Annotated in this window: 10 protein-coding genes; 8 read left to right on the top strand and 2 right to left on the bottom strand. The window is 41.7% G+C overall.

Features of this window, described 5'->3' with window-relative positions; genetic code table 11:
• Nucleotides 1-602: 602 nt before the first annotated feature.
• Nucleotides 603-1,955, bottom strand: a complete 1,353-nt coding sequence (locus FQ083_RS09490) for an 8-oxoguanine deaminase (protein WP_149409669.1) — start codon at nucleotides 1,953-1,955, stop codon at nucleotides 603-605.
• Nucleotides 1,956-2,260: 305 nt separating this feature from the next.
• On the bottom strand, nucleotides 2,261-3,031 hold the full coding sequence (locus FQ083_RS09485) for an IclR family transcriptional regulator (RefSeq protein ID WP_149409668.1): 771 nt from the start codon (nucleotides 3,029-3,031) through the stop codon (nucleotides 2,261-2,263).
• Between the two features lie 257 nt (nucleotides 3,032-3,288).
• On the opposite strand from FQ083_RS09485, the gene FQ083_RS09480 reads away from it, so the two are divergent.
• The 8 genes from FQ083_RS09480 to FQ083_RS12690 all read left to right on the top strand — a co-directional run bounded on the left by FQ083_RS09480 (nucleotide 3,289) and on the right by FQ083_RS12690 (nucleotide 11,852).
• On the top strand, nucleotides 3,289-4,275 hold the full coding sequence (locus FQ083_RS09480; protein WP_316623603.1) for a YhdH/YhfP family quinone oxidoreductase: 987 nt from the start codon (nucleotides 3,289-3,291) through the stop codon (nucleotides 4,273-4,275).
• A gap of 178 nt (nucleotides 4,276-4,453) precedes the next feature.
• Nucleotides 4,454-5,650, top strand: coding sequence for a benzoate/H(+) symporter BenE (gene benE / locus FQ083_RS09475; protein WP_149409666.1), 1,197 nt, complete (start codon nucleotides 4,454-4,456; stop codon nucleotides 5,648-5,650).
• 248 nt (nucleotides 5,651-5,898) lie between these two features.
• Nucleotides 5,899-6,513: a YceI family protein gene (locus tag FQ083_RS09470; protein ID WP_149409665.1), complete on the top strand. Its 615-nt coding sequence runs from the start codon at nucleotides 5,899-5,901 to the stop codon at nucleotides 6,511-6,513.
• Between the two features lie 89 nt (nucleotides 6,514-6,602).
• A complete protein-coding gene (locus FQ083_RS09465) occupies nucleotides 6,603-7,958 on the top strand; it encodes a cytochrome c (protein ID WP_149409664.1) in 1,356 nt (451 codons plus the stop codon).
• Between the two features lie 89 nt (nucleotides 7,959-8,047).
• Nucleotides 8,048-9,661 (top strand): flavin monoamine oxidase family protein, encoded by a 1,614-nt coding sequence (locus tag FQ083_RS09460; protein WP_149409663.1) that lies wholly within the window; start codon nucleotides 8,048-8,050, stop codon nucleotides 9,659-9,661.
• A 49-nt stretch (nucleotides 9,662-9,710) separates the two neighbouring features.
• On the top strand, nucleotides 9,711-10,355 hold the full coding sequence (locus tag FQ083_RS09455; protein ID WP_149409662.1) for a c-type cytochrome: 645 nt from the start codon (nucleotides 9,711-9,713) through the stop codon (nucleotides 10,353-10,355).
• A gap of 436 nt (nucleotides 10,356-10,791) precedes the next feature.
• Complete coding sequence (locus tag FQ083_RS09450) at nucleotides 10,792-11,541, top strand: MBL fold metallo-hydrolase (RefSeq protein WP_149409661.1); 750 nt, start codon at nucleotides 10,792-10,794, stop codon at nucleotides 11,539-11,541.
• A gap of 152 nt (nucleotides 11,542-11,693) precedes the next feature.
• On the top strand, nucleotides 11,694-11,852 hold the full coding sequence (locus FQ083_RS12690; protein WP_188004096.1) for a hypothetical protein: 159 nt from the start codon (nucleotides 11,694-11,696) through the stop codon (nucleotides 11,850-11,852).
• The last annotated feature ends 298 nt before the right edge of the window (nucleotides 11,853-12,150 follow it).

Raw genomic sequence — 12,150 nt, 5'->3', positions numbered from 1 at the left:
TCAATGCGATAGCTGTGAAGATGAAGTCTAAATAAAAATGTCTCATGACACATCCTGTCTGGTTGCGTAAAGCTAAGGTTGTCTATTATAGACGCAGCATAAAAAAAGTGGCTATCGCTAGCCACTTTTTTCCATGTGTGATTTTTAATGAAATACAAAGTATTCTTAAAGAATCTTCTATATAAAATTGTGAACGTGTTTGTTATATATAACATTTTATGGTTTGGCGTCAAAAAATATCTTGTACGTTATCTAAAATTATTATGCCAATAAAAGATGACTTCATTAGAAAAGCACTAAAATTTGATCATCTCAAGGGCTTGAAATACTTCTATAGTCAGTCTTAAATAAAATAAGTACAAATATTATAACGTGCTACTGGGATAAATTTTTCTTGCTTACTGTGCCTGCGCAGACAGAGGCGGCGCAAAACTTATCCCAGTAGCACTTTGTTCGATTTATAGTGGATTGACTATAGTAATATTAGGTTCTCTATATTTTAGTGAATCTAATATTATTATCTATAGCGCATACCCGAATGTTTGAATCATAATTAGGGAGCCACTATCATTTCCATCAATATAGTTTACATTCACATATTTTTAAGTACGGGCTAAATTCGCTGCTAGCGTAATTTGTTTCGCCATCAATTGATTCATATCGATACCGACTATTTGACCCTCTAATACACGCCATTTACCGGCAACCATTACCTTATCGGCTTTGGTTGCACCACAAAGTAGTATTGCTGCAACAGGAGAACCTGCGCCCGCAAAGCGTATTTCATCAAGTTTAAATAGGGCTATATCAGCTTGTTTACCGACCGCTATTTCGCCAATATCATCACGACCTAAACATCCTGCTGAGCCTATAGTTGCCCATTTAAACGCTTTTTGATGGGTTATTTCTTCAGCACCATAGCGCAAGCGTTGTAGTAATAATGCTTGGCGTACTTCGCCAATCATGTTCGAGCCGTCATTTGAGGCTGAGCCATCAACACCAAGACCGACAGGGCAACCCGCCTCTTGTAGAGCAATGGTAGGGCACTGCCCTGACGCTAATAACATATTTGATGAAGGGCAGTGGGCAATACCCACAGTTGCTTTACCCAATCGTGCTATTTCTTCATCGTTAAAGTGAATACCGTGTGCAAGCCACGTACGATGATTTAACCAACCAACGCGCTCAAGATAGTCAACGGGACGCACGCCAAACATTTTTATACAAAAGTCTGTTTCATCATGGGTTTCGGCCAAATGGGTATGTAATCTGACATCAAGCTCTTGGGCTAAATCAGCCGTTGCTCGCATTAATTCTTCACTAACAGAAAATGGGGAGCATGGGGCTAGTGCTATGCGGGTCATCGCGCCATCTTCATATTGGTGATAGGCTTTAATCAATCGCTGGCTATCATCTAAGATTTCGCGATCTGTTTGAATGGTGGTTCGAGGAGGCAGGCCGCCCTGATCTTCACCTAAGCTCATTGAGCCACGGGTAAGATGCACGCGGATACCCAGTTTGGTTGCCTGCTCTACTTGAATATCAATAGCATGCTCTAAACCATTAGGAAATAAATAATGATGATCACTGGCTGTAGTACAACCAGAGAGTAGTAATTCGCAAAGCGCTATTTGGGTAGATGTTGCTATCATTTCAGGGGTTAGTCTGGCCCAAACGGGATAAAGACTTTGTAACCAAGGGAAGAGATTTTTGTTTAACGCGGCAGGAAAAGCACGGGTCAATGTCTGATAAAAGTGATGGTGGCTATTGATTAAGCCGGGTATAAGAACGTGTTCATGAGCATCTACTACCTCATCAACCGCTTGCAAGGGTTGTTCAGCAGCCCTTATTAATTCGACAATAAGATCATTTTGAATAACGATACCGCCAGCATAAGCGGGGTCTAAACAGTCGAGGGGATTTTTGATCCAAATTCTTTGAGAGTTAACCTGCATAGTGACTCCTATTAGTCATCAGGTTTAGGAAAGATTAAGAAAAATCTTAATCGCTTAAACCCGGATGTAGGAGCTACTAACACACAAACCGGAAAGGTATGAATAGTAGTTGATTTAAAATCACGGCTATTTAATGATCGCCTCCAAATCATTGTTCATAAATATCTTGGCAAAAAACAACCGTGTTGTCAATTATTAAGTAACCTGTGTTCTGCTTGACCTATGTGACTTATGATCTATACCCTATTAATCAAGAAGAAAAAAACGGCTATGGTGTTTTGCTAGTGACCCAATTGGACAAATGACTATAGAGAGTCTTGATTAAAAACAACAGACAGCTCATTTGCAGCTTCCTGTAAAAGAGGTACATGGCTTAATAACGTTTCTAAAGACTTTTTGACAGTGGGACCATGAGTAAATACGGTAGCAAATGCTTGTTGGTCACCATTTGGAATGAGTACCGCACAGGCGACCATACCTGGAATAAACTCTTCGTTATCTATCCCTATCTGAGTATCACGCGTTTTAGCGATTGTCTTCAGTAGCTGGTTTTTATCGGTCTGTGTATTGGTGGTCAAGGCATGTATCGACATTTTATCAATAATACGTTCGCACTTATCTGTAGGTAGCTGTGCTAGAAGTAGCTTACCACTGGCACTTGCCCAAACTGGAACATGAGAACCCGCAGGTAAGTATATTTGCAGTGGCCAATCAGACAATACACGATCGACGTAAACCACATCTAAATCTTGCATAATCGCAATGCCTACCGTTTCGCCTATTTGTGCCGAAAGCTGTTGCAAGATTGCCAGCCTTTCAGTTTTGAAATGATTGTTTTGCCATAAATCTATGGCTAGCTGATAAGTTCGTTTTCCGCATGTTACTTTTCCAGGTAGATCTAATTGGATGAATCCCAGATTCTGTAGCTGTTCTAGCAATCGATACATACTTGGTATCGGTATGTCTAACGCTTCTGCTAGGTCACTGACACTCATAGGTCTTTGAGACTTGGCTAACATTTCAACTATCCGCAACACACGCTCAACGCTTGAGCCTTTTTTTTTAGCATTATTCATAGCTTAATTCATATCCTTAGCGACACAACGCCGCATAGCTACGTCCATTATAACGAGAAGGCTTGAGCGTTTACATCTTGTTATGATAAATCAATTATGTTATTTTACATAACGATAATTTATCTATCGATATATGAAAACTAATACAGCATAAAAAATATATTGGTGACATGCTAACTTCTAATTTAAGTGATTAAAGGCGAACAATCCTCTCGTTACAAATATTGAGGTTTTGTAGTCCTAAGAATATATAAGGAATGAATATGAAAGCCTTTGTAGTAGAGAAAGTAGCGGACAGAGCGTTTTCTTGCGCAATACAAGAAGTTCCTGTACCAGAATGTAATAAAGATGAAGTGGTCATAAAGACAACTTATTCATCATTAAATTATAAGGATGCTTTAAGTTCCGTAGGCAATCCTGGAGTGACTAGAAAGTTCCCGCATATTACCGGTATCGATGTGGCCGGAGTGGTACACCAAACGACATCTGATGCCTTTGCAGTCGGAGAAAAAGTATTGGTGACTGGCTACGACTTGGGTATGAATACTGATGGTGGCCATGCAGAGTTTGTTAAAGTCCCAGCGTCATGGGTCGCCCGTATTCCTGACACAATAACTGATAAAGAAATCATGACTTTCGGTACGGCAGGATTAACGGCAGCTTTGAGTGTTAATGAATTACTAGATAACGGTGTCAAGCCAGAAGATGGTGAGGTTTTAGTCACTGGTGCTACTGGTGGCGTGGGTTCTTTAGCGGTTTCTATCCTGAATAAAATTGGCTTTACTGTCGTTGCCGTATCAGGAAAAGAGGAACAAATTGATTATCTCAAACAAATTGGCGCGTCAGAAGTCATCCTTAGAGATACTTTCAATGAGGATGCTAAAAAACCTATTATGGCTGAAAGATATGCAGGGGTTGTCGATACGGTTGGCGGTAATATTTTGGCCAATGCCCTAAAATATATAAAATACGATGGGGTTGCTACTTGTTGTGGGTTAACAGCATCACATGAACTCAATACCAATGTATTCCCATTTATTTTAAGGGGCGTCAGACTAATAGGTATCGACTCGGTTGAATGTAAGCTTGAGAAGAAGCAAGCAGCATGGGACAAATTGGCTGGTGAGTTTAAAATAGCTACTCTAGATAGTATCACTAATGAGATTGGCCTAGAAGATATCAAAGACACCTATACATTGATGCTAGAGGGAAAATCAGTGGGCAGGTATGTCGTAAAAATATAAAGGACATCTATTTTCTTGTCGATATGATATGTACTAAGAAACTCTTAATTTTTTAAAATTAAGAGTTTCTTAGTTTCTATAGATAAAGTTTTATCGAATAGTAATGACTCGTATAAGAGGTCATATTTATCCTAAAGATGATCAATTGATAAAATTATAGAGTTTTTAGGAACGTAAGATGGTAACTGTAATACAAGATTTAAAACAAGACTGGTCATTTTCAGCGTCTGTTGCTGGATTTTTAGCGGTACTCATTGCTTATGCAGGGCCCCTGGTTATTTTCTTTCAAGCGGCACAAGCAGCACAAGTGTCAGAGGCCATGATGGCGTCTTGGATTTGGGGTATATCGATAGGCACTGCGATACCTGGTATTTATCTTTCTATCAAATATAAAGCGCCGATAGTGACTGCTTGGTCTGCTCCAGGAACCGTGCTGCTCGTAACATTATTTCCACAGATGAGTATTAATGAGGCCGTTGCGGCTTACATTATCTCAGCCATTGTCATTTTTATGGTCGGTGCGACTGGCTATTTTGATAAGGTTTTACAGTGGATTCCTAATAGTATCGCCGCCGGTATGATGGCAGGTATCCTATTTCAGTTTGGCTTAGCGTTATTCGTCGCCACTGACACCATGCCATTTATTATTTTTAGTATGTTGGGCTGTTATTTATTGGCCAAGCGCTTGTCACCGCGCTATACAATGATTTGGGTATTATTATGTGGCGTCATCTTAAGTTTGCTACTTGGCAAGATGAACCCTGTTGATATCAATTTTACGATGACCATACCCGTCCTCATCTGGCCAGAATGGTCCTGGCACGCAACGTTTAACCTTGCAATTCCTCTTATTCTCGTGAGCTTAAGCGGACAGTTTTTACCCGGCATGGCTATCTTGAATTTAAGTGGCTATGACACGCCGGCGAAACCTATTGTCATGGCCACTAGCATTGCTTCATTAGCGGTTGCTTGTGTAGGAGGTATCACCATTACATTAGCAGCAATTACTGCCGCCTTATGTACGGGAAAAGATGCGCACGAGCTCAAAGAAAAGCGTTATATCGCCGGTGTCGCTAATGGTATTTTTTACTTATTGGGGGGATTGTTTGCTAGTAGTATTGTGCTGGTATTTAGCTTATTACCTAAAGAGCTGATCGCCGCTCTAGCTGGTCTGGCGCTAATAGGGGCTATCTCAGCCAATATTACTGTTGCTATGAAAGATGATAGTCAAAGAGAATCGGCATTGATTACTTTTTTAGCCACGGCATCCGGCATGCAGTTTTTGGGATTGAGTTCGGTGTTTTGGGGTATTTGTATCGGTATGATTGCTCACTACGTATTGACTAAAAAAAGCAGCAAGCTGGTTGAGGTATAACTGGTTGGTATAAGGTGATTGATTGAAAGATATTCTTAGTGACTATGGTTGGGAATTATGAGTCCAACACTCTGCTACAATTCATTTAACCGCTTGGTTATCATATTCTGATAGTTTTCGATCAATATAGTAAGGCAGTTCAATAATAAACACAGCACTAATCTTAAAAACTCATCCAAATAAAACAATACTAGTAAACGCTTAGAAATCGTGTCATAAGTAAGATCACACAACAAAGGAATGTTGTCATGAGCCAGCTTGTATTTGACAAAGTACTATTGCATTACTCCAAGCCATTAGGGACGTTATTATTGCTAGCAGGTTGTACGGTTAGTAGCTTTGCCGCCACTTATAAAATTGAGCCTGACACCTCTAACGTACGTTTCGCTATTGACCACCTCAAAACCTCTGCCACCACTGGCGGCTTCTATAATGTGACGGGAATACTCCAGTATGATCCGAGCGCAAAAACTGGCGACATCTCTCTTATTATCCCCATAAAATCCTTAAACACAGGCAACAAAAGCGTCACTCTCAAACTGATGGGCTCTGATTTTTTTAATATGGAACAGTTTCCATTGGCTCATTTTGAATCTACCAAATGGCATTTTACCTCTGACACAGAAAATCCAAAGGTCACACAAGTGGATGGTAAGCTAACCTTAAACGGTCAGACCCATCCTATTAGCTTATTGGCGACCAAATTTAATTGCTATCTGACCGCTCTAGCTAAGAAGAATATCTGCGGAGGCAATTTTACCGCCACTATTGACCGTACTCAGTGGAATATCAAAAAATATGTCTTGTTCGGTATGACCAAGAATCTGACCTTAAATATCAAAGTTGAAGCGGCTAAACAATAATCTTTTTAGCATCGATAAATAATAAACGTATCATAAAGTCATGGCTAAAATGATTAAAAATGAGTTTTTGCCAGCCTAGTGAGGATAGTATGAAACCAAGTTATATGCTGTTATCAGCACTTGCATTTAGTATGGCTTCCAGCGCTGTCATGGCTGATAGTGCAGGCTTATCTAATACGACGAGCCTATTCAATATCAGTCCCGCTACCAGCTTACCCAATGTCAGTCCTGCCAATAGTGATTTGGTTAATCGCGGCGCCTACATTGCCCGTACTGCTGATTGTATGGCGTGTCATCGCGAGGACTATAGCGGCGGCGTCGCGATTGAAACCCCTATTGGTAATATTTACTCGACCAATATCACGCCCTCCACACGTTATGGTATCGGTAACTATATTGAGACTGACTTTAAAAAAGCCCTGAAAAAAGGTCGTGCGCCTACGCATCAGCTATATCCTGCGATGCCATATCCTTCTTATCATGGTATGGCTGATGCGGATATCAGTGCATTATTTGCTTACTTTCAAACCGTACTTCCAGTAGAGGAGCCACCTGAAAATATCACTAAGCTACCATTCCCGTTAAATATCCGAACATTAATGTTGGCTTGGAATATGATTAACGTACCTTCTACCGAAAATCGTGCAGGGCTTACCCAAACCCAGCAGCGTGGTGAATACCTGGTTAATAACTTGGAACATTGCGGTACTTGTCACACACCGCGCAACCTCACGCAAGGTCTTGATAAAGACAAGTATTTATCCGGTGCGCCGCTTGGTAAGTGGTATGCGCCTAATATCACTCCAGATAATGACAGCGGCATTGGGCGCTGGAGCGAGAGTGATATCGTCACTTATCTACGTACTGGCATGCTCGACAAACGGGCTTATGCAGGTGGACCAATGGCTGAAGCCGTCGCCCACAGTACACGCTATCTAAGCGATAGCGACTTAATTGCAATGGCTGCTTATCTAAAAGTCGTCCCTATCATTAAGACAGACGATTACGTGATACCCGTGGACACGTCACGGCTACCCAGTCCAATTAGTCACTCTATTACCTATGATTTAATTGAGCAAAAAGACTATCTGGCGCAGGCAAAATCCACTACTAATGCTGGTTCTAATACTAATAACTCACCAAAAGCACTATATCTTGCTGCTTGTGCTAGCTGTCACGGAGTAGATGGTTACGCGCAGCCTGATGCTCGTTACGCCTCTATCGTAGGACTGAGTAGTATTCGTCGCGTTAAGCCAGATGCGCTCATCAATGTCATTGCTTATGGCGCGAAAGGCGCACTAAACACTGCACCCAAAATGCCCGGCTTCTCTAAAGATTTAAGTCATGCACAGATTGCCAGTATTACCAATTACGTGCGGGTAACTTTCGGTGGTCTACAAAATAGTGATGTCAGTGCTGCTGACGTCAAACGCATCTTAAAGTAAGTGCCATTAATCCCACTATCGATACAGCTATAAAAATACTTAATGCAACCTGATGACATGGATGACGGTTCAATAATAAGGATAATAAAATGAATGATATGCTTCAATCGCCCACACGTCGGCAACTGCTATCAATGATCGGTAAGACCGCAGGGGCGACAGCAATGTATCAGGCGATGACTACGTTAGGGTTTGCTTCTGAATCTAGCTTTAAACAAGAGATGAATTTAAAGGGTGCGCCTGCTGGTGCGAGCATTGTGATCCTTGGCGCAGGATTGGGCGGACTTACTGCCGCTTATGAGCTACGTAAAGCCGGCTATAAAGTCACTGTTCTTGAGTTTCAAAATCGCGGTGGTGGTCGCAGTTGGACACTAAACGCAGGTGATAAATATACCGAGCTTGGTGGCGGAGAGGTGACTTGTGACTTTAAAAAAGGCAATTACTTTAATGGTGGACCATGGCGATTGCCCGTTCATCATTATGCGGTATTCCATTATTGTAAAAAATTCGGTGTGGCACTGCAGCCTTTTATCCAAACCAATGACCGCGCCTATTTGCACCGTACCACTCATTTTAATGGTGCACCGCAGCGATTGGGTGAAGTACAAAGTGACATACGTGGCTATGTCTCAGAGCTATTATCCAAAGCAGTCAATACCGGTAGCCTTGATAAGACAGTTAACAAAGAGGATAAAGAGAAGTTATTAGAAGGATTAAAAGGTTGGGGCGTCCTTGATAATAATTATCGCTATGTCAAGAGCCATGAAACCAGCAAGCATCGTGGCTATAGCGTTTATCCAGGTGGCGGGCTCATGCCTGATGCCAAACCCTCGACACCGATACCGATGGACAAGCTCTTAAATTCAGGGATGTGGTCAGATATTTATAGCAACTATACGACATATGATCATCAACCAGCGATGTTTCAGCCTGTCGGTGGTATGGGAAAAATCGGTGATGCATTCACTCGCGAATGTCGAGACATAATTACATTCAACGCTAAAGTCACTAAGATTCATCAAGATGAGACTGGCGTCACTGTCGATTATGTCGATAGCAATAGCATCAGTAACAATCTAGATGGCGAAACTAAAACTGTACGTGCTGACTGGTGTATCTGCAACATTCCACTATCAGTATTGACCCAGATTGACATTAACGTCTCAGCGCCGATGAAGCAAGCGATGGCAGCGGTACCTTATGACACCTCTTATAAAGTAGGTTTAGAGTTCAAACGCCGCTTTTGGGAAGAAGACGAATGGATTTACGGCGGTATCACCTATACCGATATGCCTATCTCACAGATATCCTATCCTTCACACGATATGTTTACCACAGGCTCAGGGGTGCTACTCGGCGCGTATGGATTTGGAGAAGCCTCTTATCGATTTAATACGCTGAATCCAAAAGAGCGTATTGATGCGGCACTACAGTATGGTAAGTATATTCATCCGCAATACACCAAAGAGTTCCGCTCTGGAACGTCCGTCGCTTGGCACCGTATTCCATGGTCGCTCGGTTGCTATGGCATTTGGAGCGAGTCAAGCCGTGATCAGTACTACGATACGCTATGCGCGATTGACCACCGTATCGTACTAGCAGGTGAGCACTGCTCGCATATCCCAGCATGGCAAGAAGGGGCAATTTTATCTGGCATGGATGCCGCTCAGCGACTACATCAAAAGGCAAAAAAACTTGGTTAGTAGAAGTGATTATTACAGTAAATTAATCATAATAAATTCAGAGGTAATCATGGACATGATCAAACCAAACCTGCTTGCTGTGGTAATGATATTAGGTATCGGAAGCACAGTCGCGCTATCAGGCTGTAGCCAATCTACTAAAGCCAACGCTGTCACTTTCGCCAGCCAGCAACAAACCACGCAAATGGTCTTTGATAATCAAGCCAGTCGCAATAATGGTGCATGGGGTGCAGTGTATATGACTAGAGAAGCGCTTAGATCGCCAACAGCCAATATCGTCGATGTCAGCTCACTACCGAAAATGGCAGAGGATGTTAAGCTGCAAAAGTGGTTAGCAAAATTCGAAGGGAGTGCGGACGGTAAAAAGGGGTTTATTACTACCAATGGTAAAAAGCTCTATAATGATTCTTGTGCTGGCTGTCATATGCAAGATGGTAAGGGTGCAAAGGGGGCAGGTTACTATCCGCCGCTTGCTGATAACAGTAAGATACAATCAAAGTATTACATCATTAGTGTTGTGATGAATGGCTTACGCGGTATGCCATCCTTTCAAAGTATGATGAATGATGAACAAATAGCAGCGGTCACTCAATATGTGCATAGTGACCTTAATAAATTTACCGATACAGTCACTGCTGCCAACGTTGCTCAGCTCCGTCACGAATTTCCACCGGGTTCTGATCCGAGTGAATAATTTTATTTTATGATATCAAATCTTTAGCCACTAACTTGGGAGAGTTTAATCAGTCATCTCGATGATAATGAACCTTGCTGTCGATGTCATGGTCATTAAATTCATATACTGAAGATATGATGTTTAGTATTACGGAAGATTATATAAAGAAAGAAGATTATGAAATGGCGTGTAATAACCTAAGAACCAATCTTAATACTATTTTATTTAATACAGCAATTCATTGATGATACCGCCTCACTCGATTGTCGTATTGACCAGCTCAAGAGCAAATATCGAAGACCCACGAGTCCAACAGCTTTGGTCTGCTAATGTCACATAAAAACCATACAGAGTAATGCTTTATGAATACACTATATTAGAACATAATATATAAAAAATAGGTGCAATAACCAGTGTGTTGGGCATCATCCCTTACCTTATACAAGGAATAATCATGATATTTCGTCAATTGTACGAACCCCTTTCGAGCACTTATACCTATCTGTTAGGGGATGAGGATACAGGTCAGGCTATCCTGATTGATCCGGTCATCGCGACCATGGATCGTGACTTGGCTGAAATCCATAGATTGGGACTGGATTTGGTCTACACAGTTGACACGCATATCCACGCAGATCACATTACTGCAGCATTAGAAATGAAGCGAGCTGTCGGTAGCAAGATTGCAGCGCCTGCCTTTGACCGTCTGCCGTGTGTGGATGTCGGGCTGGAGGAAGGAACACCTTTGCAGGTTGCTGGTATTACCTTGTACCCATTGCATACGCCGGGACACACTGATGGTCATTTTGCGTATCTCTTTAATGAGCGGGTATTCACTGGTGATGCTTTACTTATCGATGGGTGTGGCCGGACCGACTTCCAGAATGGCGATGCCGATGCGCTGTATAAATCTGTGCGGCAGAAACTCTTTTCTTTACCAGACGACACGCTGGTCTATCCTGCGCACGACTACAAAGAGCGCTTTGTCTCTTCAATCGCTCAGGAAAAAAAGCGCAATCCACGGCTTGGCGGGGACATAACCCTCGAAGAATTCAAGGTCATCATGAGCAACCTAAATCTATCGTATCCGAAATTCATTGATTATGCTGTTCCTGGCAACCAGCAGTGTGGCGTCTGCCCAGAGGATTTACCAGAAAATTTAGCCACTTACTGTCGCCAGATGATGCAGAGCCCTCAAGGATAATGTTACTGATTTTAAGATAGTCGACATTTAACGATGATTAATTTATCGGCTCTGATATTGAAGAGATGTAATTAATGAGCATTTGATATTCCCATGCTTAGCGCGCACACTACTATTAATGCCAATACTATAATCTACGGAGAAATACTATTATGAACGGCATAATGAATGGAGAAATGATGCAGGGAACGATGATGCAAGGGATGGGCTGGAGCTGGATGATTCTCTGTCTACTGTTTGCGCTACTTCTTTTTGCTGTACTTGTGTTTATATTGATGGCAATTCTGAAATATCTGCGTAAACCAGATTAAAGCTTGTAATAAAGAACTGCGTGTAGTCGTCGAGAAATGGCGTTTGAGTAGCGATCTTGTAGAGTCTGAATCTATATTTTATATAAAACTATCCAATAGAGAGTTATTGCTTTTTAAGGTTAGGTGAAAATATATTATTGGATGACTGAGACCTTCGCTATACGCCTTTCTTCAGTAGCCTAACAATAGCCCAATTTTAAGAGCTATTGGTACATATTACCTTTCCTCTAGCATCCGTCTCTAACATCAAAATTAAGATTTTATCAAATAGTAATCATGATAACGGGCATCTCTTAAC

The sequence above is a fragment of the Psychrobacter sp. ANT_H59 genome (assembly GCF_008369225.1).
In the GTDB taxonomy this organism is placed as follows: Bacteria; Pseudomonadota; Gammaproteobacteria; order Pseudomonadales; family Moraxellaceae; genus Psychrobacter; species Psychrobacter cryohalolentis.
This window is presented reverse-complemented; position numbering and strand designations above follow the sequence as displayed.